Origin of the sequence: Photorhabdus luminescens subsp. luminescens, assembly GCF_001083805.1 — a bacterium.
GTDB classification, from domain to species: Bacteria; Pseudomonadota; Gammaproteobacteria; order Enterobacterales; family Enterobacteriaceae; genus Photorhabdus; species Photorhabdus luminescens.
Genome location: NZ_JXSK01000005.1, coordinates 166,373 through 192,344, shown reverse-complemented (window position 1 = coordinate 192,344; position 25,972 = coordinate 166,373). Strand labels below are relative to the sequence as shown.

21 protein-coding genes and 3 pseudogenes are annotated in these 25,972 nt (G+C 43.0%); 15 read left to right on the top strand and 9 right to left on the bottom strand.

The window, feature by feature from the left end; all coding sequences use genetic code 11:
• The first annotated feature begins 78 nt into the window (after positions 1-78).
• Both TI10_RS13965 and TI10_RS13960 read left to right on the top strand, forming a co-directional pair.
• Positions 79-1,788, top strand: coding sequence for an AsmA family protein (locus tag TI10_RS13965; protein WP_244161590.1), 1,710 nt, complete (start codon positions 79-81; stop codon positions 1,786-1,788).
• Positions 1,789-1,958: 170 nt separating this feature from the next.
• The gene (locus tag TI10_RS13960) at positions 1,959-2,381 is read left to right on the top strand and encodes an NUDIX hydrolase (RefSeq protein ID WP_049584014.1); all 423 of its coding nucleotides are present in this window, start codon (positions 1,959-1,961) and stop codon (positions 2,379-2,381) included.
• Positions 2,382-2,428: 47 nt separating this feature from the next.
• On the opposite strand, the gene fabY is transcribed toward TI10_RS13960, so the two are convergent.
• The 3 genes from fabY to yihX all read right to left on the bottom strand — a co-directional run bounded on the left by fabY (position 2,429) and on the right by yihX (position 4,527).
• The gene (fabY, locus tag TI10_RS13955; protein WP_036813768.1) at positions 2,429-3,346 is read right to left on the bottom strand and encodes a fatty acid biosynthesis protein FabY; all 918 of its coding nucleotides are present in this window, start codon (positions 3,344-3,346) and stop codon (positions 2,429-2,431) included.
• Between the two features lie 72 nt (positions 3,347-3,418).
• Positions 3,419-3,856, bottom strand: a complete 438-nt coding sequence (gene dtd / locus TI10_RS13950; RefSeq protein WP_049584013.1) for a D-aminoacyl-tRNA deacylase — start codon at positions 3,854-3,856, stop codon at positions 3,419-3,421.
• 44 nt (positions 3,857-3,900) lie between these two features.
• Positions 3,901-4,527 carry a glucose-1-phosphatase gene (gene yihX, locus TI10_RS13945; protein WP_049584012.1) on the bottom strand — a complete coding sequence of 209 codons (627 nt, stop codon included), beginning with the start codon at positions 4,525-4,527 and terminating at the stop codon, positions 3,901-3,903.
• 156 nt (positions 4,528-4,683) lie between these two features.
• Here yihX and TI10_RS13940 point away from each other — a divergent pair, with 156 nt between their 5' ends.
• The 3 genes from TI10_RS13940 (at position 4,684) to TI10_RS13930 (ending at position 7,613) form a co-directional block, all read left to right on the top strand.
• Positions 4,684-6,138, top strand: a complete 1,455-nt coding sequence (locus tag TI10_RS13940; RefSeq protein ID WP_049584011.1) for a carbon starvation CstA family protein — start codon at positions 4,684-4,686, stop codon at positions 6,136-6,138.
• Positions 6,139-6,870: 732 nt separating this feature from the next.
• Complete coding sequence (locus TI10_RS26020; RefSeq protein WP_155416482.1) at positions 6,871-7,029, top strand: DUF5993 family protein; 159 nt, start codon at positions 6,871-6,873, stop codon at positions 7,027-7,029.
• A gap of 14 nt (positions 7,030-7,043) precedes the next feature.
• The gene (locus tag TI10_RS13930; RefSeq protein WP_049584008.1) at positions 7,044-7,613 is read left to right on the top strand and encodes a disulfide bond formation protein B; all 570 of its coding nucleotides are present in this window, start codon (positions 7,044-7,046) and stop codon (positions 7,611-7,613) included.
• Positions 7,614-7,676: 63 nt separating this feature from the next.
• Here the strand turns inward: TI10_RS13930 and typA are convergent, their stop codons facing one another.
• On the bottom strand, positions 7,677-9,515 hold the full coding sequence (gene typA, locus TI10_RS13925) for a ribosome-dependent GTPase TypA (protein ID WP_049584006.1): 1,839 nt from the start codon (positions 9,513-9,515) through the stop codon (positions 7,677-7,679).
• A 449-nt stretch (positions 9,516-9,964) separates the two neighbouring features.
• Here typA and glnA point away from each other — a divergent pair, with 449 nt between their 5' ends.
• The 8 genes and pseudogenes from glnA to TI10_RS13880 all read left to right on the top strand — a co-directional run bounded on the left by glnA (position 9,965) and on the right by TI10_RS13880 (position 19,972).
• Positions 9,965-11,374 (top strand): glutamate--ammonia ligase, encoded by a 1,410-nt coding sequence (glnA, locus tag TI10_RS13920; RefSeq protein WP_049584005.1) that lies wholly within the window; start codon positions 9,965-9,967, stop codon positions 11,372-11,374.
• Between the two features lie 153 nt (positions 11,375-11,527).
• Positions 11,528-12,577, top strand: a complete 1,050-nt coding sequence (gene glnL, locus TI10_RS13915; protein ID WP_049584004.1) for a nitrogen regulation protein NR(II) — start codon at positions 11,528-11,530, stop codon at positions 12,575-12,577.
• A gap of 9 nt (positions 12,578-12,586) precedes the next feature.
• Positions 12,587-14,041 carry a nitrogen regulation protein NR(I) gene (gene glnG / locus TI10_RS13910; protein WP_049584003.1) on the top strand — a complete coding sequence of 485 codons (1,455 nt, stop codon included), beginning with the start codon at positions 12,587-12,589 and terminating at the stop codon, positions 14,039-14,041.
• 174 nt (positions 14,042-14,215) lie between these two features.
• Complete coding sequence (locus TI10_RS13905) at positions 14,216-15,895, top strand: ShlB/FhaC/HecB family hemolysin secretion/activation protein (RefSeq protein ID WP_053093446.1); 1,680 nt, start codon at positions 14,216-14,218, stop codon at positions 15,893-15,895.
• Positions 15,896-15,923: 28 nt separating this feature from the next.
• Positions 15,924-17,037: pseudogene (locus TI10_RS13900) on the top strand (filamentous hemagglutinin N-terminal domain-containing protein); the annotation flags it as partial.
• Positions 17,038-18,142: 1,105 nt separating this feature from the next.
• On the top strand, positions 18,143-18,463 hold the full coding sequence (locus TI10_RS13890) for a hypothetical protein (protein ID WP_244161589.1): 321 nt from the start codon (positions 18,143-18,145) through the stop codon (positions 18,461-18,463).
• Positions 18,464-18,986: 523 nt separating this feature from the next.
• Positions 18,987-19,739, top strand: a complete 753-nt coding sequence (locus TI10_RS25105; RefSeq protein WP_049583999.1) for a hypothetical protein — start codon at positions 18,987-18,989, stop codon at positions 19,737-19,739.
• Between the two features lie 8 nt (positions 19,740-19,747).
• Positions 19,748-19,972 (top strand): hypothetical protein, encoded by a 225-nt coding sequence (locus tag TI10_RS13880; protein WP_049583998.1) that lies wholly within the window; start codon positions 19,748-19,750, stop codon positions 19,970-19,972.
• 232 nt (positions 19,973-20,204) lie between these two features.
• Here TI10_RS13880 and TI10_RS26015 read toward each other — a convergent pair.
• The 3 genes and pseudogenes from TI10_RS26015 to TI10_RS13870 form a co-directional block, all read right to left on the bottom strand.
• Positions 20,205-20,387, bottom strand: a pseudogene (locus TI10_RS26015) (IS5/IS1182 family transposase); the annotation flags it as partial.
• Between the two features lie 2 nt (positions 20,388-20,389).
• Positions 20,390-20,530, bottom strand: a pseudogene (locus TI10_RS25100) (IS5/IS1182 family transposase); the annotation flags it as partial.
• Positions 20,531-20,638: 108 nt separating this feature from the next.
• Positions 20,639-21,118 carry an Hcp family type VI secretion system effector gene (locus tag TI10_RS13870; RefSeq protein ID WP_049583996.1) on the bottom strand — a complete coding sequence of 160 codons (480 nt, stop codon included), beginning with the start codon at positions 21,116-21,118 and terminating at the stop codon, positions 20,639-20,641.
• 587 nt (positions 21,119-21,705) lie between these two features.
• Here TI10_RS13870 and tnpA point away from each other — a divergent pair.
• Positions 21,706-22,134, top strand: a complete 429-nt coding sequence (gene tnpA / locus TI10_RS13865; protein WP_049583995.1) for an IS200/IS605 family transposase — start codon at positions 21,706-21,708, stop codon at positions 22,132-22,134.
• Positions 22,135-22,235: 101 nt separating this feature from the next.
• Here the strand turns inward: tnpA and hemN are convergent, their stop codons facing one another.
• Positions 22,236-23,609, bottom strand: coding sequence for an oxygen-independent coproporphyrinogen III oxidase (gene hemN, locus TI10_RS13860; RefSeq protein ID WP_049583994.1), 1,374 nt, complete (start codon positions 23,607-23,609; stop codon positions 22,236-22,238).
• A gap of 193 nt (positions 23,610-23,802) precedes the next feature.
• Positions 23,803-24,315: a Der GTPase-activating protein YihI gene (gene yihI / locus TI10_RS13850; protein WP_049583992.1), complete on the bottom strand. Its 513-nt coding sequence runs from the start codon at positions 24,313-24,315 to the stop codon at positions 23,803-23,805.
• A gap of 192 nt (positions 24,316-24,507) precedes the next feature.
• Between yihI and TI10_RS13845 the strand changes: the two genes are divergently transcribed.
• Positions 24,508-25,971, top strand: coding sequence for an ArnT family glycosyltransferase (locus tag TI10_RS13845; protein ID WP_049583991.1), 1,464 nt, complete (start codon positions 24,508-24,510; stop codon positions 25,969-25,971).
• The last annotated feature ends 1 nt before the right edge of the window (position 25,972 follow it).

Sequence of the window (25,972 nt, the reverse complement as noted above, 5' to 3'; positions counted from 1 at the left end):
CTTTTATTCACCACCTCTTGAGTGAACACGAAAATTACGGCATAAAAGGAAGTTATAGGCCGACTAAATTGGAGTCTGATGATGAGATGGTTAGGAAAATCGCTGGTTACTCTGTTATTACTGCTAATACTGGCAGTAATCACTGTTTATGTCGTGATGCAGACAAACTGGGGAGCGCATCAGCTTAGTCAATGGCTGAGTCATCACAGCCGTTATCAGGTTCAAATCGGCAATATCGAACATAACTGGTCACAACCAGGTACCCTGGCATTTTCCGATATCGTCGTTAGCAATCAGCAACAGACTTTCACTTTAGCAGCTCAAGTTGTCACATTCGATTTCAACTGGCAGCAACTCACTTCCCCGCGCCATTTTCATCGTCTGTTATTGCGACAGGGCCAATTAACAATCAAAGGCCAACCGCAATCCATACCTTTTAGCGCCAATATTCTGCAACTTAATCAGATGACTATTCAGTCAAAAAATGCAGACTGGCAAATTCAAGGACAAAACATCACCGGCGGTATCACCCCCTGGAACCCACAATCAAATAAGTTGGTAGGGAATGGGGAATTTCAATTCAGCGCTGATGAACTAAATTTCAATGATATTTCTCTTGAAAAAGTCATTATGCGAGGAAATAACCAGCAGAATACCCTGACTATACGTTCATTTGGCGCAACATTGGCACAAGGTTCAGTATCGGGTAATGGGCAACGTCAGCCTGATGGTAGCTGGCAGTGGGATAATTTACTTATCAGCAATATTCGTTGGCAAACGCCAATGACACTTGAAGAGTTATGGCTAAAAGCGAACAAATTACCCGCAGTCAGCATCAAAGATCTCAGCCTTACGAATGCCAAGCTGGAAGGTAAAAACTGGTCTGCCAACTATCTGGATGCCTCAGTAAAAAATGTCGGTTTGACTAACGGGAACTGGCAGGCAAAAGAGGGCATTATTGATTTCAACGTCATGGATACTATGCTAAATGATCTGCATTTCACCGATGTTATTGGTCACCTTCTTCTCGCCGGCAATGAATTCACTATTTCCAATCTCACTTCCCGTTGGGAAAAGGGATTATTTCATGTCAAAGGGCAATGGAATCACCAAACAAAGCAATTCAACATCACCAATGCAACGGTTGCCGGTTTAACTTATACTTTGCCGCAAAACTGGCATCAGCTACTGAAAAAATCATTGCCTGAATGGATATCCAGATTTTCCATTCACGAGCTGACGATTAACAACAGTTTATTGATTGATATTAACCCCGATTTTCCATTCCAGCTTACTGCTCTCAGTGGTTATATCTATGACATGGAGTTACTGAAAGAAGGGAAATGGGGGATCTGGAGCGGCGCTTCAAATCTAAGCGCCGCCAGCGCAACATTTAACAAAGTTGAATTACGTCGCCCTTACCTTAAATTACACACTGAGGGAAATAAACTGATCCTCGACCAATTAGATGCCTCTGTTGATGGTGGATTACTGAAAGTGAAGGGTACAGTAGATCAACAGGTACGAAAGCCATTTACTTTAGATTTCCGGGGAATAGATGCAGATTTGGCGATTCTTCCTCAATGGAAGTGGGCTCCGTTGAAATTACAGGGTAAAGGCAATTTTACACTGTTAATACAGGGAGATCTTGCCGCTGATGATATTAAAAGTACTATTGATGGTTCATTGACTGCCACGGATCAACAATCAAGCAGAGAAACTCAAATCATTAATAAGGGGCAAATATCCACACAAAACTGTGAAACCTGTCCGGTTATTAAGTTATAGTCACGAATATTCGGGTACATATGTACCCGATTCAACCTTATAATCATTATTCTCTATTTCAATCCCTTGATAAAATCTTCGATCAGTATCAGCCAAAAAACCGTATTAATATTGATACGTTAAAAACGCAATTAAATTTCACTCATTAAAGTTGTGACAAGGTACGAAAAATGATGTGTATACTGCCTGAATCTATCGAAAACCAACTGCAAAGTTATGACCGTATTGTTGTCGGCGGCATCATCAGAGACCAAAATAGCAATATTCTGTTCTTACAACGAGCTGCTGATGAATCCCCACCAAATCTCTGGGAAATTCCTTCTGGCGGTGTAGAAAAGGGAGAAGATCTACGGCAAGCATTAGCGCGTGAAATAGAAGAGGAGACCGGACTATTTCTTGATGATGTGATTGGTTTTTTCAGCGCAGCGGAATATTTCATTAAGGAGAGTCGATATCTCCAGGTAAATTTTAATGTTATATGCACAGGTGAAGTTAAACTTTCACCTGAACATATGCAATATCAATGGAGCAATATAGATAATTTCCGCACTAAACTGGATGACTTTATGTTACGTGTACTCAACGAAGTTTAATTTTATGAAAAATACCACCAGTGGCATATTTAATGCCACTGAGAAATCTAAGCGATAGCCGTATAAGCATTCGGCAATACCATATAGGTGCCAGTAAATACCGCACCGATCCCCTGATCACCGCTGACAATCACATCCAACTTCACTCTCGCTTTACTGCCTTGCGCCAAACGAGCCAAATCACCGCTCATATTTTTAAGATCCGCAACAGATTTTGGCCTGCCAATAACCGGTTTTTTGTAACGGATATCGGCATCAGCCAGAATAATATCGCCACCCAGTTGACGTTCCTGCAACAACAGCCAGATCAACCCCCAACCAGTCAGTGTTGCCAGAGAAAACAGACTGCCAGCAAAGATAGTTTGGTGAGGATTCTGATTCCCTGCTTCCGGCATGGTGGTAATAAAGCTCTGCCCGGTATATTGAGAAATTCGTACCCCCATTTTTTCACTAAGGGGAATATGTTTGTACCAAGCCTGTTGCAGTTCGTTGCACCAATCCGGCCGGTGAAGAATATCATCAAGAGTTGCAACCGGTTTTATCATCAGAAAATGGCGAACAGGTGTCGTTTGCGGGCTAGTAATCGGCCCACGGTTTTCAAACCCCAATTTACTGAAAAACTCTACCGCATGTTCACGAGCACTGCACACAACCCGTTTAACACCTTCCTGACGGGCAACCGATTCCAGGGCCATTGCGATTAATTTTCCTAACCCTCTACCTTGTACGTTGGGATGCACTGCCAGAAAGCGGATTGCCCCTTCACTATCCGCATTGATATATAAACGCCCTACCGCCACCGGGTTACCTTTCTCATCCACAACCATCTGGTGATGAGCCATCGTGTCATAACCATCTTTCTCAGAGCCGACAGGCTGATGCAGTGGCTTACGCAACATTTCCCAACGAAATCGGTAATATGCTTCCAGTTCTTGTTCTGTTTCAGGTACTCGCAGATGATACATAGAAACTGCCCCTTTCTTTTGCTTATGATGTTTAATCGGGGATGATTGCGTTCTACTGGCTATTTTTGGTTGCTAGACCTGCAACCAGAAAGTGACTGGCCCATCATTTGTCAGGCTGACTTTCATATCGGCAGCAAACCGCCCGATTTCTGTTTTTACACCACTTTGGCGGCATTGTTCAACAAAATAGCGATATAATTCATCAGCCTTGTCTGGGGCAGCGCCACCGGAAAAACTGGGGCGCATGCCTTTTTGAGTATCGGCAGCCAGTGTAAACTGGGAAACCACCAACAAACTGCCTCCGACCTGTTGGACGTTCAAATTCATTTTGTCCTGTTCATCACTGAATACCCGATACCCAATCACCTTTTCACACAACCGTTTTGCCTTCTGTTGATCATCTCCTTTCTCAACGCCAAGCAACACCAGCAGGCCGTGACCAATTTCCCCAACTACTTCGCTCTTAACAACAACATTTGCCTGTGTTACCCGCTGGATTAACGCAATCATATTTTTCCTTTATTCAGATAGTCGCATCAGCACACTATCCTCTATTATCCGTTCAATCCCTCATTTTGTTCAGAAAAACCGCTTGCTTCGAAATAATCTGGCACCGTCTGCCTATCAACAACATGAACGCTATTGATCCCTAACGCGCTGGCTGCTTCCACATTTTCCAGCACATCGTCAAAAAACACCGTCTGATCCGGTGAAAAACCTTCTGTTTCAAGCACATATTTAAAAATATCAGGCTCAGGTTTACGCATTGCCAAATCCTGGGATAAATAGAGGTAATCAGCGGATGCCGCAATCTCAGGATAATTATGCGGCCAGTAATCTAAGTGCAAGCGGTTTGTATTGGATAACACTACAACCCGGTGTCCCGCCTCACGTAATTTCTTCATTATCTGAATAATTTCAGACCGGATATCAATAAAGATAGCATGCCATCCAGTAGCAAACTGCTCAAAACTGAGTGAAATACTCATTTCCTGACATAAAGTATCAGCGAATTCCAGATCAGTAATTTGACCACGCTCATGTTTTTCAAACGTTTCCCCCATAGAGAAATTTTTAGTCAAAGTCGCAAGAGGTGTCCCGCTCAAATTACTCCATACCGCTAAAACCCGTTTAAAATCAATATCAATAATTACATTACCCATGTCGAAGATATATAGCATAATTACCCCCTGGCTAATTAATGACTTTTTACTTTAATCGTATTTTCAATTAGAAAACAGTACGGACCAGTAAAAAGCGAATTACTTCACGGTATTTTTTTTATGAAACTATAAAGTAGCATCCAGATTAAAAAAGTCGAGTAAGGTGTTATATTTATGTCGTGGTTCCTCCTCTGTATCGGCCTTCTTCTGGCTGGATATTTCATATATGGCAAGATTGTCGAAAAGATATTCACTATTCGACCTGAAAGAAAAACCCCTGCTCTTTCTATGGCTGATGGTGTTGATTATGTTGCTATGTCCACCCCAAAAGTTTGGTTAATTCAGTTACTAAATATTGCCGGCGTTGGCCCTATTTTCGGCCCGATCCTTGGTGCTCTCTATGGCCCGCTTGCCATGCTGTGGATTGTATTCGGCTGTATCTTTGCCGGTGCAGTACACGATTACTTCTCCGGTATGCTCAGTGTGCGTGCCGGCGGTGCATCCGTGCCCGTCATCGTTGGTAACGAGCTAGGCAAGACCATGAAGCATTTCATGAATATATTTGCTGTTATTTTGCTGATGCTAGTTGGCGTCGTCTTTGTTTTGAGCCCAGCCGGCTTACTGAATAACTTGCTGAAAGAAGCAATGGGTTGGGATAACATTGCTATCTGGGTCGGTATTATCTTTGCTTACTATATTCTCGCAACGCTGGTTCCCATTGATAAAATCATCGGTCGCCTTTATCCACTGTTCGGTGCATTGCTGTTGTTTATGTCTGTCGCGCTGATGGTCGGTTTAGCAATGAGTGATAAACCTTTCTATTCACAAGGATTGGATTTCACCACTAACTTTAACCCGAAAGATCTGCCTATTTGGCCATTGCTGTTCGTTACGATTGCTTGTGGCGCTATTTCTGGTTTCCACGCAACTCAGTCTCCGCTGATGGCGCGTTGTATGCAGAATGAAAAAAATGGCCGCTTCGTTTTCTACGGCGCAATGATTGGTGAAGGTATTATCGCTCTGATCTGGTGTACATTGGGCCTGAGCTTTTATGAAGATACTAACGCGTTACAGGCGGTAATTGATCAGGGAACGGCTTCTCTGGTTGTTCACGAAGTATCTACTTCTCTGTTAGGTACCGTCGGCGGTATTCTGGCAATCCTCGGTGTGGTGATTTTGCCAATTACTTCTGGCGATACCGCATTCCGTTCCGCACGGCTTATTATTGCTGAATTCTTGAATATTCCTCAGCAACAAATGGCTAAACGTCTGTTATTAAGTGTGCCAATGTTTATTGTCGGTTATCTGATTACCAAAACTGACTTCAACATCATCTGGCGTTATTTCGGTTGGGCAAACCAGACTACCGCAATGGTCATGTTATGGGCGGCCTCTGCATGGCTGCTGCGTCGCGATAAATTCCATTGGATCACCACCCTGCCAGCCATGTTTATGACCGCAGTGTGCTTCACCTATCTGGCATTTGCGCCAGAAGGTTTTGCGCTAAACTGGAATATCTCCGTTGTTATCGGCCTGGCCGCAATGGCGGTTGTCACAATTGCCTTCTTCGCGAAAGTCCGCTCTCAATCAGCTTCCGATAATATAAAAGCCGGAACGTTAAATGAGTAAAAACCCAAGAAGATATTAAATATCACAACAGCCCCTCACGATAAAAAGTTGAGGGGTTTTAATTGCCGATCTCCTTTATCGTGATAAGAAACATTTATTCCTCCTGCAAATATCAGACGAAATATCACATGAATATTGATCATTTAAGCGTTACGATCAGAAAAATTAGTGAAGAAAATGCCATTTCCCCATAGAGAATGTCTGGGATAGCTTCTTTATGAAAGCTCAGCGCCCATTATGGTGACAAACAATGAAAAAGAATTCATCTGGGGATAGGGAGGTTAATAATAGCCATTAAATTGGAAAGTTTCCAAGCCGAGATACGATTCGCCGTTTCTAATCGTTTCCTGCTTAACTATTAAATAAAAAACAACTCATTGAAACTCTTGCCAAATGATAATCACGCTCACCCTTCTGAATGGTGGCGGACATAAACAAGATTGACTACAATTGTTATTAGCAGCACACTACGAATAGTGGGTTAAATCATACACCATTCGAATACTAAAACTTTGCTTTAATAAATGTAGGTTTGTACGTTTTCAAATGCGATACCAAAGAGAGTGACTCCCATTAAATGGCGCCAAAGCGTCTCTTTTAATGGATAACTCGCCTTTGGATAATTGATCGCTGGTATCGAAGTAAACGATCCTAAACTGAGTTCGATGAATTCCCTACCCTGCACTACAAGGGAAAGGTCTTGAATGTTTTTAGAAAACTGGAGAATCAACCATGTATATGTTTTTACCTTTTTTACTCGCATTATTTGCGGTTATCACCACCCTATATGGCAAGTATAAAACCAGTTATACCCTATGGGTTCTTCTTTCGGTGACGACTGTAGCTTGGTTTATCCATCATGCAACTGATTCGTTAAATCTATCTTTTTAACGGGAGACAATCTGATGAATCAGGTATTAGCCACAAAACAACAGCTCAGCTACGGCATGGTATTTAACCTCATTGGGTTATTTGCGATCAGCGCTGCTTTAACCTTTGCCTTCTATTATCAATTGGTCCTTTCAGAACTCCCTTGTCCATTATGTCTGCTACAGCGAGCAGGCATGATCATAATAGGGTTTGGTTTCCTGTTTAATCTGCGTTTTGGTATCAAAAGCGCGCATTATGGCTTATCACTTATCGGCTGTATCGTGACTGGCATTATTGCGATCCGGCAAGTGTTTTTACACATCACACCCGGTGATCTCGGTTATGGTTCCGCATTTTTGGGTCTGCATTTCTATACTTGGGCCCTTATCTGCTCAGTTATTGCGATTATCGGCATATCAGTCATGCTGATATCAAAAAGCCTGGAAAAAACAACTGAAGCAAAACCAAACAAGTCGGTTATCGGTCAGATTATTATCGGATTATTTGTCATATTAATTACCGCAAATTTAATCTCCACCATTTTGGAGTGTGGCGGTGGGCAATGTGATGACAACCCAACGTTCTATCAATTGCTCGGTAAATAATCTCATTTGTTTAAAAAACTCAGGGCGCCATCGGCGCCCTAAGTATTGGTATTGCAGGAAAGATTAAGCTTCTTTACTGCGATACGCACGACGGCGTTCGTTTTCCGTCAGATGGCGTTTACGCAGGCGAATAGACACCGGGGTCACTTCCACCAGCTCGTCATCATCAATAAACTCCAGAGCTTGCTCCAGGGTTTTCTTAATATGCGGAGACAAAGTTGTCGCTTCGTCGGTACCAGACGCACGGACGTTAGTCAGTTTTTTACCTGTCAGACAGTTAACTGTCAGGTCATTAGAACGAGAATGAATACCGATCACCTGACCTTCATACACTTCGGCGCCATGACCAAGGAACAATTTACCGCGATCTTGCAAGCTGTAAAGCGCATAAGCAACCGCTTTACCCTGACCATTGGAAATCATCACGCCGTTCTGACGGCGACCGATTTCACCCGGACGAATATCATCATAGTGGCTGAATGTGGCATACAGCAGACCAGTACCGGAGGTCATTGTCAGGAACTCAGTACGGAAGCCAATCAGGCCACGGCTTGGAATAATATAATCAAGGCGCACACGGCCTTTACCGTCTGGCAGCATATCGCGCAGATCCGCTTTACGCTCACCCAACGCCTGCATTACATCTCCCTGATGCTGCTCTTCAATATCCAGCGTCACCTGTTCGAAAGGTTCTTGCTTGCGACCATTGATCTCACGGAAGATAACTTTCGGACGGGATACCGCCAGTTCAAAACCTTCACGGCGCATGTTCTCAATCAGAACAGATAAGTGCAATTCACCACGGCCAGAAACACGGAACGCATCCGGATCTTCTGTTTCTTCGACACGCAGGGCGACATTGTGAACCAACTCTTTCTTCAAACGCTCAAGAATTTGGCGTGAGGTGACATATTTGCCTTCACGTCCACAGAAAGGGGAGGTGTTAACACAGAAATACATACTTACTGTCGGCTCATCAACAGCCAGCGGCGGCAGCGCTTCAACCGCGTTGACGTCACACAAGGTATCCGAGATATTCAGCTCACCCAGACCGGTAATCGCAACGATGTCGCCCGCTTCCGCTTGCTCACTCTCAATACGCTCCAGCCCTAAGTGGCCCAGTACCTTACCGATTTTACCATTCCGGGTTTTACCTGCGCTATCAACAATCGTGACGTTCTGGTTTGGCTTAACCGTACCACGCTTGATACGACCAATGCCGATAACACCAACATAGTTATTGTAGTCAAGCTGAGAAATCTGCATCTGGAATGCGCCATTCAGGTCGACTTTCGGCGGCTCTACATGATCGACGATCGCCTGATACAACGGCGTCATATCTTCCGCCATATCTTCATGATCAGTACCGGCAATTCCCATCAACGCAGATGCATAAACAATGGGGAAGTCCAGTTGCTCGTCAGTCGCACCCAGGTTGACAAACAAGTCAAACACCTGATCCACAACCCAATCAGGGCGGGCGCCGGGACGGTCAACTTTGTTAATAACTACAATCGGTTTCAAACCATGAGCGAACGCTTTTTGTGTCACAAAACGGGTCTGAGGCATTGGCCCGTCCATAGCGTCCACCAGCAATAGTACGCTGTCGACCATAGACATAACACGTTCTACTTCACCGCCGAAATCGGCATGTCCCGGAGTGTCTACGATATTAATACGGTAGTCATTCCATTTAATGGCGGTATTTTTTGCGAGGATAGTAATTCCACGCTCTTTCTCCAGATCATTGGAGTCCATCACACGCTCTGTCGCTGTCGCACGGTCACCGAAAGTACCGGATTGTTGCAGCAGCTTGTCAACCAGGGTCGTTTTACCGTGGTCAACGTGCGCGATAATGGCGATATTACGCAATTTTTCGATCACAAACTTTGCCTCAGGCATTTATAGAAATGGCGCGCTATTGTACACACATTGGTCGAAGGACTAAACAGGATCACAATAATCTATGCTTAACAACTTGATGACAATGAAATTGTGATCCCTTTCACACCCATAAATAGACGCATTTTTGATATAAACGCACTAACATTGTGCGTCTCAGTCATATAATTGCACCAATACAGTGCAATTTTCCCAAATATTCCGGTATCCCATCACCGGGATAACCACGATACAGTATATTGCAAGGTGTTAAAAAGTTGGCATGCTTTTCGCAAATGCTTTTCGTGATTGAATTGACTTTCACAACTAATTCGACTTTCACAACTATAAGTTTGAAGTTTGCAAACGTGTAAATAGCCTTGTTAAGGCAAAAACAATGTGATTGTGTTTTCTTTAGTCTTAATCACGACAATTTTATCAAGACCAACACAAGCCAGGAGAAACCGAGTATGTCTGTTGAACATGTTTTAACCATGATTGAAGAGCATCAGGTGAAGTTTATTGATTTGCGTTTCACTGATACCAAAGGCAAAGAACAACATATGACCATTCCAGCTCATCAGGTTAATGCAGACTTCTTTGAAGATGGCAAAATGTTTGACGGATCTTCAATTAGCGGTTGGAAAGGGATTAACGAATCTGACATGGTGCTAATGCCAGATTCCAGTACAGCCATGCTTGACCCCTTCTTTGACGATGCCACATTGATCCTACGTTGTGACATTCTGGAACCCGGCACCATGCAAGGCTACGACCGTGATCCCCGTTCCATCTCCAAACGTGCTGAAAACTTCCTGCGTTCAAGCGGAATTGCCGATACTGTCCTGTGCGGGCCAGAACCTGAGTTTTTCCTGTTTGATGACGTGCGCTTTGGCAGCGCCATGTCCCATTCTTACTATCACATCGATGATATCGAAGCCGCATGGAATTCCGGGACGCAATACGAAGGCGGCAACAAAGGCCATCGGCCTGCAGTAAAAGGCGGTTACGCTCCGCTGCCTCCCGTTGACTCTTCTCAGGATTTACGTTCAGCGATGTGCCTGACAATGGAAGAAATGGGGCTGGTTGTGGAAGCTCACCATCATGAAGTGGGAACAGCAGGTCAAAATGAAATCGCTACCCGCTTTAACACCATGACCAAAAAAGCGGACGAAACCCAGATTTACAAATACGTCGTACATAATGTCGCGCACAATTTCGGCAAGACAGCAACCTTTATGCCAAAACCTCTGGTTGGCGATAATGGCTCGGGTATGCACTGCCATATGTCTCTGTCCAAAAACGGGACTAACTTGTTTGCCGGTGACAAATACGGTGGTCTGTCTGAACTGGCGCTATTCTACATTGGCGGCATTATCAAACATGCTCGGGCGCTGAACGCATTTACCAACCCGACAACCAACTCTTATAAACGTTTGGTGCCGGGCTATGAAGCCCCGGTTATGCTCGCCTACTCTGCCCGTAACCGTTCAGCATCTATCCGTATTCCCGTTGTCGCCAGCACTAAAGCTCGCCGTATTGAAATACGTTTCCCTGATCCGGCGGCTAACCCTTATCTGGCGTTCGCCGCTCAGTTGATGGCTGGCCTTGACGGTATCATCAACAAAATCCATCCCGGTGATGCAATGGATAAAAACCTGTATGACCTGCCACCGGAAGAAGCCAAAGAGATCCCTACTGTCGCTCCTTCTCTGGAGGAAGCACTGGCGGCATTGAATGCCGATCGTGAATTCTTGACTCGCGGCGGTGTATTCACCGATGACGCCATTGATGCTTATATCGACTTGAAAAACAGTGAAATAGAGCGTGTCCGTCTGACGCCGCATCCACTGGAGTTTGAACTCTATTACAGTGTGTAATTAACAGCGCCGTTTCCGCTGATCATTTTTTGTTGCCGTGAAACCTTTAGCCCATCTTCGGATGGGCCCTTTTCCTGCTAACTAAATTTCAGGCTTTGACTGGGTTTTACGCTCGAACATGATACAGTGCACCAAAAAGGTGCAGGAGTGTGGATGAAAACGGAAAATCTGCCCGATAGCGGGCAAATATTAAATTCGCTCATTAACAGTGTCATGGTGCTGGATACTGATCTCGTCATCCGTTATGCCAACCATGCAGCACTGCAATTATTCGCTCAGAGTGCCCGTAAACTATTCGGTACACCTCTTCCAGTGCTGTTTAGCTATTTTTCACTGGATACCGAACTGATGCGCTCTAGTCTGATCAGCGGCCAGAGTTTTACTGATAACGAAGTAACATTAGTGGTTGATAACCGCTTTCACATTATGTCACTCAGTGCCCAACCGATTTCCGAGCAGTTCATCTTGCTGGAACTGGCGCCTATGGATAGTCAACGCCGGTTAAGCCAAGAGCAGGTACAACAAGCTCAGCAGATAGCCGCACGGGAATTGGTTCGGGGGCTGGCGCATGAAATCAAAAACCCCCTTGGTGGATTGAGGGGAGCCGCGCAATTACTGTCAAAAGCACTGCCTGATCCTGCTTTGCAGGAATACACCCAGGTGATTATTGAACAAGCCGACCGATTGCGCCATCTGGTAGACAGATTACTTGGCCCACAACATCCGGGCGAACGAATTAAGCAAAGCATTCATTATGTTGCTGAACGGGTTTCTCAACTAGTCTCGCTGGAAATGCCGGATAACGTCACATTGATAAAAGATTATGATCCCAGTTTGCCAGAACTGGCCCACTATCCTGATCAAATTGAACAGGTGCTACTGAATATCACCCGTAATGCCTTGCAAGCGCTAGGAAAACAGGGGGGAACCATTACCCTCCGCACTCGTACTGCTTTTCAAATTACCTTGCATGGTAAGCGCTATCGTCTGGCTGCCAGAATTGATGTGGAAGATAACGGGCCAGGTATCCCGCCACAAATTCAGGACACCTTGTTTTACCCAATGGTCAGTGCGCATGAAGGTGGAACAGGTCTTGGTCTATCCATTGCTCGCAATTTAATCGACCAACACTCTGGCAAAATAGAATTTACCAGTTGGCCGGGACACACAGAATTTTCTATCTACTTACCAATTAAGAAATAGAGGATAACGATGCAACAGGGAAAAATCTGGATCGTCGATGATGACAGTTCAATCCGCTGGGTACTGGAGCGGGCGTTAAGTAACGCGGGGATGGAATGTACCAGTTTTGCCGACGCGGATAGCGCACTGACCGCTCTGGCCCAAAACACACCTGATGTACTGATTTCGGATATCCGTATGCCGGGGATGAATGGACTAAACTTGCTGAATAACATCAAACAGAGCAACCCGTTGCTGCCAGTCATCATTATGACCGCCCATTCGGATCTGGATGCTGCGGTCAGTGCTTATCAGCAAGGGGCTTTTGATTACTTACCAAAACCCTTTGATATTGATGAAGCCGTTGCCTTGCTGGAACGAGCACTTAGCCACTCTCGCGATCAGAATCAATCAATTAAAAGTCCGCAGGTCGTCACACCCGTTTCTGACATGATAGGAGAAGCGCCTGCCATGCAGGACGTTTACCGCATTATCGGCCGCCTCTCCCGTTCCTCTATCAGCGTCCTGATTAACGGTGAATCCGGTACCGGGAAAGAACTGGTGGCCCATGCGCTGCACCGCCACAGCCCTCGGGCCAATGAGCCATTTATTGCCCTTAACATGGCGGCTATTCCTAAAGATTTGATTGAATCAGAGTTATTTGGTCATGAAAAAGGAGCTTTTACCGGCGCTAATCAAGTACGTCATGGCCGGTTTGAACAAGCCAATCGCGGTTCACTATTTCTTGATGAAATTGGTGATATGCCTCTGGACATTCAAACCCGTCTGCTACGGGTATTGGCGGAAGGCCAGTTCTACCGAATTGGCGGCTATGCCCCAGTGAAAGTGGATGTACGGATTATCGCGGCAACCCATCAGGATCTAGAACGTTTGGTACAGAAAGGCAAATTCCGTGAAGATCTCTATCACCGCCTTAACGTTATTCGTATGCAATTACCGCCCTTACGCGACAGAGTGGAGGATATCCCTCGCCTGACCCGTCATTTCCTACAACAGACCGCCAAAGAGTTGGGCGTAGAAACAAAGATTCTCCACCCTGACGCGGAAATGGCCTTAATGCGTTTACCCTGGCCGGGCAATGTTCGCCAATTAGAAAATATCTGCCGTTGGCTGACTGTGATGGCCGCAAGTCAGGAAGTACTGGTACAAGATTTGCCGCCTGAATTATTTGAACCCCACCATACCGAAATCGGCACGACAACATCTGCAAATACCGTACCCGCAAATACGACAGCTACAAATACAATACCGGAAAACTGGTCGCAACTACTTGCCCAGTGGGCAACAAGCGCCTTGGAACATGGTCAGCAGGATCTGCTATCTGAAGCATTACCGTTATTGGAGCGTACTTTACTTGATTGTGCACTTAAGCATACCAAAGGCCATAAACAAGATGCTGCACGATTGCTAGGTTGGGGACGCAATACTATTACACGGAAATTAAAAGAACTTGGGTTGGAGTAAGGAGATGATATCTCCAGCCCTATAACCATTTTGCGGGATTTAATATATCAGATTCCCCATTAGCAGGATTAAATAACCGATCTCGATCACACTTTATACTATCCATTCAGACAAGGAAACAATACTACATTAAAATAATTTAATAATTCAACTATTGAACCATCAAGATTATTTATGGTAAATCGTTTTCTTTATTACCGAAGCCTGACGGGGCTTATCCTGCTGGCAATTTCCGAGCTGGTCCATGCTTCAACACCGATCAGCCCTGCGGCTCAAGAAACGATCACGCAACAACAAAAAGCATTACTGCAACAAGCCCAACAGCAACGGGAAGCGCTGCGCAACAACATCGCCTTATCTCCCTCACCCGATGTAGCGCCGAGTACAGCGGAATCTATCTGTCATACCATTCACCGAATTGAATTTGACGGCGCCAAAAGCCTGCCTCGATCAGTCAAACAGGATTTAATACGCCCTTATTTATCTCACTGCTTATCTTTGCAAGACATTAATGCATTGGTACGAAAAACTACTAATGCCTATATAGAACGGGGTTATGTCACTTCCCATGCTGGACTCAGAGCACAGGATTTATCCTCCGGCGTTCTCATTATTACGGTCAATGAAGGCAAAGTCGCATCAGTCAGTCTGGACGGTGAAACGCCTCTCTCGTTAAAAATGGCTTTTCCGAGCATAGTGGGTAAAACGCTTAACCTGCGAGATATTGAACAAGGCATGGAGCGTTTAAACCGCCTGCCGTCTCAACAAGTAACCATTGATATTCAGCCGGGCAAACAACCGGGTTATTCCGCAGTTATCTTAAAACGAACATCGATTCGCTTACCCATTAGCGCCAGTTTGGGAGCGGATAACAGCGGTCAAAAAAGTACCGGCACCGGGCAAATCAATACCAGCGTGAAGCTGGATAATCCATTACACCTTGCTGACCAGTGGGCATTATTCGCCAGCCGTAACAGTGATTTCCGCAATAGCCACCAAAGCCGTAGCCTCTCTGCCAATGTGACGGTTCCTTATGGTTACTGGTTATTTAGTTATCAATATGCATGGAATGATTCTTTTCAGAATATCCCGACAGGTTCACAAACCTATCGCTACACAGGCGACAGCCAGACTCACCGACTGGCAGTAAACCGAACGTTATATCGTGATGGAAAACAGAAACTGGCATTGGATATGGGGCTGACACGCCGTCGGACCGCCAATGTACTGGCAGAAAAAACATTATCCATCAGCAGCCCGACACTTAGCACAATCAACCTTGGCGCTAATTACAGCACCGTGCTGGCAGGTAGCTATATCACGTTTAACCCGACGATAAGCCACGGTTTACAGGCGCTTGGCGCCATCAAAGATGATCCTCGCTTTCCAGATGCGCCACGTAGTCAATTTCGCAAATTCAGTCTGAGCGCCAGCTATTTCATGCCGGTCACAGACTCCGTTTATTACCTGTCATCGATTTACGGCCAGACCACGCCGGACAACCTTTACGCCAGTGAACGTCTCTCACTGGGCGGGCAATACTCCGTTCGGGGATTCAAAGAGCAATATCTTACCGGCAACCGCGGCGGATATTGGCGCAACGAGCTGAACTGGCGGGTATCAGAACTTCCTATCCTAGGCGAACTCGCTTTAACCGGAGCGCTGGATACTGGCTGGTTACAGGAAAAAACCGGACAAATCGAGGGCGGCAATGTCACCGGCGCGGCTCTGGGTTTATCACTGACTCACCCTGGATTCAACCAGACCATCACGACTGGGAAACCCCTCATTCACCCTGATCATCTAAGGCCAGATAACTGGGTCGCTTATTGGTCAGTATCATTCACTTTGTAACACTTAAATTAAGAAAAAGGATAATGCAATGAATAAACGCAACCACTCTATGGCCAGAAGCACGGGTTATCTTTTAATTTGCCTTACTGCCGCAATCCAGCCGTTACACTCGGCGATTGCCGCCGAAATAATACCGGATAATAACCAGACTCAGGTACAAAATCAGGGCAATGTTCCAGTTGTCAATATTGCCACGCCGAATGATATGGGGATCTCTCACAATACTTATAAAGAGTTCAATATCGATACTCAAGGCGCCGTTCTCAATAACGCCATTCAAGCGGCTGAATCGCAACTGGCCGGGCAACTTAACGCTAACCCTAATCTGCATGGAAAAGCGGCGGAACTGATTATTAATGAAGTGACCGGCAGCGGGCAATCTAATTTGCAAGGCCAATTGGAGATTTTCGGCAATAAAGCCAATGTGATGATTGCCAACCCTAATGGCATTACTTGTGATGGTTGTGGCTTTATTAATACTTCGAATGCAACACTGACCACGGGTAAACCCCAATTTGATAAACAGGGCGCGTTGGAAGCATTGGAAGTTAAAACAGGCCAAATCACCATTGGCGGCAAAGGGTTAGATGGCAAGGCGACGGATTATGTCGATATTATCAGCCGAGCAACTGAATTAAATGGAGAAATTCAGGTGAATAACCTGTCTCTGACGCAAGGCGCCAACCGAATCAGCTTAAAAGATGGCACGGTTAAACCTATCGCTGAAGAAGATACTAAACCTCAATTAGCCGTTGACACCAAAGCGTTAGGCGGCATGTATGCCAATAAAATCCGACTGGTTGCCACTGAAGATGGCGTTGGCGTGAATTTAAAAGAGTTAACCAGCAACCAAAGTGATATTACTTTAAACACCAATGGCAAAATTGAACTGGGGAATATCACAGCTAAAACGGATCTGAATATTGTTGGCAAAGAAATCCATCTTGCTAAAAATATTACATTGCAAGCGGAAGATAATATTATCCTAAAATATACCACACCGGAAAATAAAGAAGGCATTGTAACTGCTGGTGGAGAACATCATAGCGGTGATAAAGCCATACTACAAGCCAACGATAATATGTAAATATAGATAGAAAGATGCTCAATGGAATAAAGGTAAGTTAGTCGAGAATAAATCTTAGTGACATAAACATTTTTAGCAAACCCTATTCTAGGGTCAGATATCACTAATTTTCTCCAACAAGTATGGAGTAAATGGTAATTAATGAATACTCACCCTAGCCAAGAGTTTGTAAATAGATTTACGTAATTTCTCGTTAATAAAATGACCACTCTCCCTGTGTTAGCAGTACGTTAACACAGGGAGTTTATAGTCCGTCACGTTAGCCCATCGATTATTAGGTAAAACCTATCTCTCCACAGTCTGTTCATTCTCTTGTTTGTAACAAACGATTTTATCAATGCTGAAATCATCTGTAGGGCAGCCTCCTGCCACTCAATGCGTTTTTAACGAGCTATTTTATAAAGACCAAAAGCGTATTAGATTATCTGACCGCCGCGATAACCATTATTCTGGATTCAGTTAATACCACCGGAAAAACTATCAAAGTAGCAGAGCAAGCCTTACAGAAAGGCGACGTTGACAAAGTTTTTAGATTGATTAATCAGGCCAGTATTGGAATTCAGGCAGTAAAACCTCTCGATATAAAATGTCAGGGATCATTATAACTGATTGACTGGCTGTACTATATCTGATAAAACCAGTATCAAGCGTGATTAATTTACGATCAATCGAGATAATAGAATCGACAGAAAGCAAGATTGAGCAGTATCTATCACCCTCCAGTTGAAGACGAAAATTTTGTCCAAGTGAACGGCGTATCTGAAAGAATAGCATTTCCTGATAAGGAGAAACCCAATAACCTCAGAAATCCTGATATTGAGAATGTAGGATGCATAACCAACGCAGGAATACGTAGCTATTTAACTCTGATCGAATACGGAGGTACCTTGAATATCTGTAACGCACAGTAAAAATACTCAAAAAAGATCGCTGGATTGAGGCTGTAAAGATCAGCTATGTAACCACTATTGCGTCAATGCGAATATATTCTGGCAAGCAGCTAGCAACTCGAAGAAATACGCAATATTTCAAGTTACTGTTATTGCCTCACCAAGTGAGCAAGAACTTATATTTAAAAAAACCACAACCCCGGTTGTGATTTAGATTCAAACTAGTAATTAAAGGGTTGGTTTAAAATGATGAAGTGGTGTCGGATTATTATGACAGTTATTTTGTTTTATTCTCTTTTCGTTGGTATGATGCAAGTATTGTCGCTTAATTTTTATATTTTTCATGATTATTTTGGCTGGTGGAAGATTCCAGCCAAAGTGGCCGCTGTAATCGCCACTCTTTACGTTTTTGCTCTACTTGTTAAGTTTTTACCTCTTATTATTGTTATTTTTATATGTAGCTTGGTTATGGTTGTAAATGTATGGCATTGGTCATTATGGATTTCGATCCTTATTCTTATTTGGCCGGTTATTGTTGTCTTGGTTTATTGCGCACTCACCAAAAGCCTGAAATATAATACATCGGACTAGTACTACAACCATAATTTTCTTTCCCGACAGACAATACATTCATAGAAAAGCTTAAATCATACGATTTCTCAGTGTTGTAATTATCAGAAAAAATACAATCTCACATTGGAACTGGCTACAAAGAATAACGGAACTTCATTACACAATGTTAATTAATTTTTATAGAATAAATCAAAATATTTGGAATTTATATTTTCTTTTACGGAAACCAATATCTGACATTGTACTTTTTTAGTGAATTTTTGTTACTTGACTGATATAGTTATTTTTATATAAATATGTTATATTGATTTTCATTAATTAAGATAGCATATGAATGACAGAGGTACATTAATGCAATAAATAATGCTCTAGTTAATAGCTCAGTTATAACTGAGGACAAACTAGCTGTAATGATGATATTCTGCTTTCAATTATTATCATCTACAAATAAAGATGAAGTTAATATGCATATCTCTGATGGTAGGGTATTAACACTGAAATTCGAAGAAAATTTAATTAATCATTGATTTGGAGCTTATGTATGGAATCTAGTATCGAAAATGACCTCTGGAAAGAGGTAGATCGGCAAAATGATTTGCTTTGGAGAATAGAAGAAGCTAAGCGTGTAGCGGGCCTCAGTCTCGAAAAGGCAGTAAATGACACTATAGAATTAGGTGAAGAGGTCGTAGATACTATAGGCTTAGGTATGAGACGTAAGCTCTGGCAACTTTCATATTTTTTTGACGGTTATGAAGATGTATACGGAAGGATAAAAGAAGAAGATCACAGAATGAAATTAAATCTGATGGATCTTAAAAATGAAAATAAAAGAAAGTTCATTTCGAGAATAACAGAAATATATGTTGATGAAGTATTTAAAGGTAATGAAGAAAAGGAGAAAGAAAGAATATATGGAAAAATATTAAAATTTTCCGCTAAAGTGACAATAGGTAAATCAATTAAATTAAGTGTATCAGCTATAATAGCAGAAGCCATATATTTAAATTTAATTAAAAAAACCATAGTAAAAAACATAGCCAAGCGATTTATAAGTGGATTATTAAATATTGCCCAATTTTATGGATATTATGAGAAAGCATCAATATCAGCAAATAGACTTAAAATAACATGTCCACAACTCTATTGGGCTTTGTATTTTCAAAAACTGGAAATGTTATATTTTATAGTTGAACCTGAATTAGAAAAAGGAATTTATTTAATAGAAGGATTTAGGAATAAGCAGGTCAGCGAAGAAGAAGTTGCTCGCGTACTCGCACATATGATGGGGGATTGAATTTATATATGAAAAATAAAACATTTAGCAAAGGGTGGTTCAAAAATCTTTTTTATGTATTTATTAAAGAATTATTGTGGTCAAATATGCCCGTTGTAGCCATTTTTATATGGGGGATTGTATCAGTGTATTTCTTCCCCGATGAATGGTGGATTGCATCTTTAATAGGAAGTATTGTAATTGTTGTTCTATTTCTTGTTCTCACATATTTAAGTGAAAGAAAAAAAAGCTAAGCGTATATGTTTAGCTCCAAACCGCTGACAAACCTCGTTGAAAATAACGAGGTTTGTTTCTTTCATTACGAACCATAATGCTACCCCATTTTCTTCATTAATCCAGTCTAATCACCCGTCAGAGCGTTATTTTAGCTTTCCCTGCATTGACAGGCTCGTTCTCTATAGATAAAAACAACAAAGCATCGCGACCAGCAAATCTATATTCTTGATATTTTGGGTTATTGCTCGAGCAGACATAACAATCCTGCGGTTTGTCATAGGTAAAATGTTTCTTCTGAAAGGTGCTCAGTTCCTTGTTAGGACGGTGATAACCGACGATGAGCGTGGGGCCTAACTGATCCATCATGTAACAAACCAAGGCCGTAAAATACTTCACATCCAACCCTACCGCGAGAGGATTGAAAGACAAGCGAAATACAACGGGGCGACTAATTCACGGATAAATTCGAAATCAATGGCGGCACCAATTTTACGGACCAGACGATTTTTGGGCACCAGCTCGCCAAGTGAGAGCGTTTCTGGCGGGAAAGTCTCGGGAGGAGGTGTTTTTAGCATGGCGGCAAGCTCCGTTTGGTGAACGGAACTTAATTAAAACAAAGTGCCGGATAAAAAACCAGCACTTTGTCAATAATCTGGCTAAGCATATATGCTTAGCTTTAATTTTTAATAAATTCGTTCATCCCATATACTATAGGCTGATGTTCCTGCTGTTACATGGTTCCATGTAATGGATTTATATTTAAGAAAAATTTTCTCATACGGCATTAACTCATTACTATTAATTGAATTTGGATAAGTACAGGAAATATCAACAATAGTTGCTTCTGTAATTTTTACTTCATAAAAAATCTCTGACTGCCCTGTCTGACTTGTCCTATAAAAAATAAAAACACCATTCAATGATTCGTTAGAATCTATAGCCATAGCTAACAATGGGGATGATTTATCAATAGGCTTGATAAATTGTATGGGATGATGACTTACGTTCTGGTTACGAGTTATTGCGTGATTTAGACTGAGTACCTGTATTTGATCTTCATGTCCTTTTTGGTATCGATTCCCTATAGAATCGAGGGTTGAGCATCCAGATGATATTAAGCCTTGTTTCTTACCATTTAATGTTAGATAAATCATGTATGACATAAAGATTACCATCCTAGTTTTTTATTCAAATGATGTTAACTCGATATTTGGGCTAAAGAAAAAAGTAACTTAACATATAAAAAAACTTATGAATACTGGAAGGACTTTTTCAGTGAAAAGTTAACTATGTTTCCCTCCAAAACATAGCTCACGAGCAGTTAAAATCACATACTCGGCCCATAATTACGATAAGGTTTATTTTTCAGCGCTGGTTGCTCTAACTTCTGCTGCCTTATCGCTTGTTCTGTTTGTAAAAACTCTCAAACTGTTGGAGCTGCGCTGTCGATTCGGTCACGCAATTGTTTAAGTAATCGACTTGTTTCAACAACGTGACGTTTTCTTCCAAGGCTCACTCGAACATGTTTTGCAAGGAGAACTCTATTTACAATTTTGTGTAATTTCCCTTTTATTTAAATAGATATAGGTAAATGAGGTAAAGTGAAAACTATAAAACCGGATACCCAAATGTAAAATAAAAAGATTTTAAAGAGGTTAAAACCTTTTTATTCTTCCAAATGAAAGGTTAAAACCACCGGCTTTAGCCGGTCAGCTTTAGCTGTAATACTATGTTGTACTGGAGGTGCAACATGGATTACAGATATGGCAGCCACACGGTATTTCAGATTGAATACCATTTTGTGTGGGTAACGAAATACAGATATAAAGTGTTGACAGGAGAAGTCGCGAGCCGAGTGCGTGAGTTAATCCGTCAGACATGTGAATCTTTTGAAATCAGGATATTAAAGGGAGTTGTTAGCAAAGATCACGTGCATATACTTGTGAACAGTCCCCCAACATTAGCGCCAAGTGAAATTATGAGAAGGCTGAAAGGGAGAACGGCCAGTAAGCTGTTTGAAGAATTTTCACATTTGAAAAAGCGGTACTGGGGCCAACACTTTTGGGGTCGAGGCTATTTTTGTGCAACCGTGGGACAATTAACGGAAGAGATGATAAAAAATTATTTGGAGCATCATTTTGAGCCGAATCCGAATGATAATTTCAGAATGGATAATTGACGCGTCGTTTAGCCGACGCGTATCCGGACTTTCAGTCCGTTAATCACTAACCCACCTACTTTAGTAGGTGGTTGTTTAGTTAAAAACCATGCTCGAAACAATCAAATCACCCTTGAAAACTGACGCCGGCTAACTTTCTGGCGTAAATAAACATCAAAACACATACAGATATTACGAATCAGTAACCGGCCTCGTGGCGTTACCCAGATCTGATTCTCATTCACTTCAACCAGTCCATCGTCAACCAATGGCGCTAATAATTGCAAATCTTCCGCAAAATATTCGGTGAAATTCAGCCCATATTGCTGCTCAATATCAGCAAAATTTAGACGGAAATTACAGATTAGCGCTTTAATAACATCACGACGGATACAATCATCTTGAGACAGCGTTAAACCACGCCATAAAGCATGCCCCTGTTTTTCTAATTCCGCATAATAGGTTTTTAACTCTTTTTGATTTTGGCAATAGCTATCGCCCAACATACTGATAGCAGAAACTCCCAAGCCTAGCAGGTCACACTCTTCCTGAGTGGTATAACCCTGAAAGTTGCGATGTAATTTCCCTTCTCGCTGAGCTACCGCCAGCTCGTCATCCGGGCGAGCAAAATGGTCCATGCCGATAAACTGATAGCCATTGTTTGTCAGCGTTGCGATTGTTTCTTGCAATATATCCAATTTTTGCTCGGCACTCGGTAAATCATGCGCTTTGATTTTACGTTGAGCAGCAAATAAGTTCGGCAAATGAGCATAATTGAAAATACTCATTCTGTCCGGTGATAACGCTAATACTCGCTCCAGAGTGAAGGCGAAGCTTTCTGGTGTTTGTTTCGGCAGGCCATAAATCAGATCAATACTGGTGGAATTAAAACCCGTTTCACGGGCGCACGCTACCAAAGCAAAGATAAATTCTTCATCCTGTTCACGGTTAACCAGACGCTGCACTTCTTTATTAAAATCCTGCACCCCCATGCTCAGACGGTTAAAACCTTCATTGCGCAGGTGATCAATCATATCCAGTTCAATTTCACGTGGGTCAATTTCAATAGAAATTTCAGCATCCGGCAGAAAATCAAAATGGTGACGCAACGTTCCCGTCAATTTGCTGATTTGGTCTTTATCAAGGTAAGTTGGCGTACCACCGCCCCAATGCATTTGGCTAACTTTACGACCAGAAAACAACTTTGCCCGGTCACGAATTTCCCGTTCAAGCCATTGCAGATATTCATCCGCTTTGTGTTTCTGACGAGTAACCAGCTTATTACAACCACAGAAATAACAGAGCTTATGGCAAAACGGGATATGAATGTAGAGAGAAAGCGGTCGTTCAGGGTAGCGGGTAGCAGCCCGGATAAATGCTGCACTATCATACTGCTGGTTGAATTCCAACGCCGTTGGATATGAAGTATAACGAGGGCCGGAATAATTGTATTTCTGGATCAAAGGCAGATCCCAAACGATGGCTTGCTCAGACATGCTTATTCCTTCCGATGTTTTTGCCCATCCAAACGTAACGCTTTCATATGCTTAATATGTTGCGCTGTGGTGACTCTGCGCAGCCGAGTTTTACGCCGCGACAATCGCCATAGTTTACCCAATAACCATAGTAAATAACACACTAATAGCATGGTTATTAGGATCAACCCGCCTTTGATCATGAGAGATTAAATTATTTACCTTTCAGCAGTTGCATAATGTCATCCTGCTGCTCTTCTTCGCTCTTTTCCTCATCCAGTTTAATCCCCAACGTTTCCATCAGAACATCAATCCGATCCAGCGTGGTGTCAACATAGTCATGCTCTTCTTTAGACAAACTTTCGCCATTTTCCAGACGTTCTAGCAATGCATCCAGACGATCGTCGTTTTCCAGCATTGCTAACTCTTCCTGTGGCGATAAACGGGGTTTGGTCTCCGCTTTAGGTTTAGCAACGACAGGTTTCGTTGATTGTTCTCCGACGATCAGCGGAACAGGCACTTTACTGCCAAGACGTGGATCACGTTGCTGCTTGCCTGACTGATGTTTATCGCTACTTTGCTCCTGGTAGCGGTTACCGGGCGGATTGCCACTATGCTTTTTCTCACGCTTACGTGCACGCCCTTCTGCATTCAATTCTTCGCGGCTTTTTCTTTTCTGTTTACCAGCAGATGCTCTGGCTGGTGCTTTTTTCTTTAACGGGTTCATAGCCTGTTACTCAGTTTGGTTTATCAGGGTATTGCTGCGCCGGAATCTAGCAGAAACCGCACGTATAGAAAAGCGCCGCGAATAATTCTTTACCTTTTAACAAATATAGCCAAAATCTCTTATCATTCATGCATGGTTTAATCATCAACGAATATTCTATTACTCTTAGCTCTCAATAAATGAACAATCGATATGCCTATTTTTGATACTTCTTGCTATAAATCCGTTTACTTATGGGTAGTTGGTTATGCTTTGTTATGGGTGATAGTGAGTTATTCATTTGACCCAACCGTGCCTTATGATGCCGTCGAAGCATTGAACTGGGGGAAAAACGGCGAATGGGGTTCACCTAAAAATCCGTGGTTAGTTGGTGTAATGATGCTGCCTGCTATCCATATAAGCGGTATTTCATTGAGTTTTTACTGGTATTTCATTCACTTTATTGCTGTCGCGATTGGCATGCTCGGTGTATGGCATCTGGCCTTCCGGCTGACAGGAAAAAAAGAGCTGGCATGGCTTGCCATGCTGACATTGAACCTTTCCGGTATTATTAACTTCGATATTATCCCTTATAACGATAATTATCTGCTAATTATGCTCTGGCCGTGGATTATGTTGTCCTTTCTGCGAGCAGTGTATGACAATCCGCACTGGTGGCTGGCATTTGCTCTCAGTTCCGGGCTGGCAACAATGGGAAAATATTCCACACTGGCATTGGTTGGCTCGGTTTTTCTGTTGACCCTATTCGTACCTAAAGTTCGCCAATGTTACCGCCAACCCGCGCTCTATATCGCACTGGTTATCTGGTTTATGCTGGTCCTGCCTAACTTCTGGTGGTTGTGGCACAATGATTTTGCCGCCTTCAAATGGGTAGATTCACAAATAGATAATGGATTTAATCTACACACTACCCGATCGTTATTATCGGTATTTTATCCGCTGATTATCGTTGGCATTATTATCTATCAGCTTGGCGGCCGTATTAGCTGGCCGAAGGAGCAACCGAACCGATTGGTAAACATTATCATCTTGTTGCCATTACTGATTATCTACTGCTGGTTCTCATTCAATAAGGGGGGAAGAATGACAGAATGGCTGCACCCCTTTATGTCCGTTTCATCAGCGCTGTTGGTTGGTTCTATTACTCGTTTTCCACAGAAATCATTACGCAATACCCTGAGAGGGCTGATTGTCGTCGCAGGGTTGATTCTGACGGGATATGTACTGATTATGGCAGCCAATGTTCGCGGCGCCGGCCATAAATTCGAAGGTATCAAAGATTTTTCCTGGCAACTGGAACAACGCTGGCATCAACTCTATCCAACTCCGCTCCATTATGTCGGAGGTGAATATTTGCATCAGTGGCTGACTGTCTACGCCCCAAGTCAGCCAGAGACAATCCAGCCTTGGATATCGGGAGAGCAGGCGCCCAATATCTACAACCGCCATGTTAAAGCAAGCGATATTGTGCGTGACGGCGCTATTCTGGTAGGCGAAAAGGGTAAAACTTGTGAACAGGAAGATTTTCACAGTGTTTTACAATTCTGGCCAACACTGAAAATAAAAAGCACCGATGAGTTTCTTTTCCAACCCGAACCTGAAACTCAGCCAATATTGGTCTGTATAGGTTTTGTGCCGCCGGAGAAATATCAGTAGC

Excerpts from the sequence above, each read along its gene's own strand:
- TI10_RS13965 (WP_244161590.1), top strand. The coding sequence starts at position 79 with ATGATGAGATGGTTAGGAAAATCGCTGGTTACTCTGTTATTACTGCTA.
- TI10_RS13960 (WP_049584014.1), top strand. The coding sequence starts at position 1,959 with ATGATGTGTATACTGCCTGAATCTATCGAAAACCAACTGCAAAGTTAT.
- fabY (WP_036813768.1), bottom strand. The coding sequence starts at position 3,346 with ATGTATCATCTGCGAGTACCTGAAACAGAACAAGAACTGGAAGCATAT.
- dtd (WP_049584013.1), bottom strand. The coding sequence starts at position 3,856 with ATGATTGCGTTAATCCAGCGGGTAACACAGGCAAATGTTGTTGTTAAG.
- yihX (WP_049584012.1), bottom strand. The coding sequence starts at position 4,527 with ATGCTATATATCTTCGACATGGGTAATGTAATTATTGATATTGATTTT.
- TI10_RS13940 (WP_049584011.1), top strand. The coding sequence starts at position 4,684 with ATGTCGTGGTTCCTCCTCTGTATCGGCCTTCTTCTGGCTGGATATTTC.
- TI10_RS26020 (WP_155416482.1), top strand. The coding sequence starts at position 6,871 with ATGTATATGTTTTTACCTTTTTTACTCGCATTATTTGCGGTTATCACC.
- TI10_RS13930 (WP_049584008.1), top strand. The coding sequence starts at position 7,044 with ATGAATCAGGTATTAGCCACAAAACAACAGCTCAGCTACGGCATGGTA.
- typA (WP_049584006.1), bottom strand. The coding sequence starts at position 9,515 with ATGCCTGAGGCAAAGTTTGTGATCGAAAAATTGCGTAATATCGCCATT.
- glnA (WP_049584005.1), top strand. The coding sequence starts at position 9,965 with ATGTCTGTTGAACATGTTTTAACCATGATTGAAGAGCATCAGGTGAAG.
- glnL (WP_049584004.1), top strand. The coding sequence starts at position 11,528 with ATGAAAACGGAAAATCTGCCCGATAGCGGGCAAATATTAAATTCGCTC.
- glnG (WP_049584003.1), top strand. The coding sequence starts at position 12,587 with ATGCAACAGGGAAAAATCTGGATCGTCGATGATGACAGTTCAATCCGC.
- TI10_RS13905 (WP_053093446.1), top strand. The coding sequence starts at position 14,216 with ATGGTAAATCGTTTTCTTTATTACCGAAGCCTGACGGGGCTTATCCTG.
- TI10_RS13890 (WP_244161589.1), top strand. The coding sequence starts at position 18,143 with ATGACAGTTATTTTGTTTTATTCTCTTTTCGTTGGTATGATGCAAGTA.
- TI10_RS25105 (WP_049583999.1), top strand. The coding sequence starts at position 18,987 with ATGGAATCTAGTATCGAAAATGACCTCTGGAAAGAGGTAGATCGGCAA.
- TI10_RS13880 (WP_049583998.1), top strand. The coding sequence starts at position 19,748 with ATGAAAAATAAAACATTTAGCAAAGGGTGGTTCAAAAATCTTTTTTAT.
- TI10_RS13870 (WP_049583996.1), bottom strand. The coding sequence starts at position 21,118 with ATGTCATACATGATTTATCTAACATTAAATGGTAAGAAACAAGGCTTA.
- tnpA (WP_049583995.1), top strand. The coding sequence starts at position 21,706 with ATGGATTACAGATATGGCAGCCACACGGTATTTCAGATTGAATACCAT.
- hemN (WP_049583994.1), bottom strand. The coding sequence starts at position 23,609 with ATGTCTGAGCAAGCCATCGTTTGGGATCTGCCTTTGATCCAGAAATAC.
- yihI (WP_049583992.1), bottom strand. The coding sequence starts at position 24,315 with ATGAACCCGTTAAAGAAAAAAGCACCAGCCAGAGCATCTGCTGGTAAA.
- TI10_RS13845 (WP_049583991.1), top strand. The coding sequence starts at position 24,508 with ATGCCTATTTTTGATACTTCTTGCTATAAATCCGTTTACTTATGGGTA.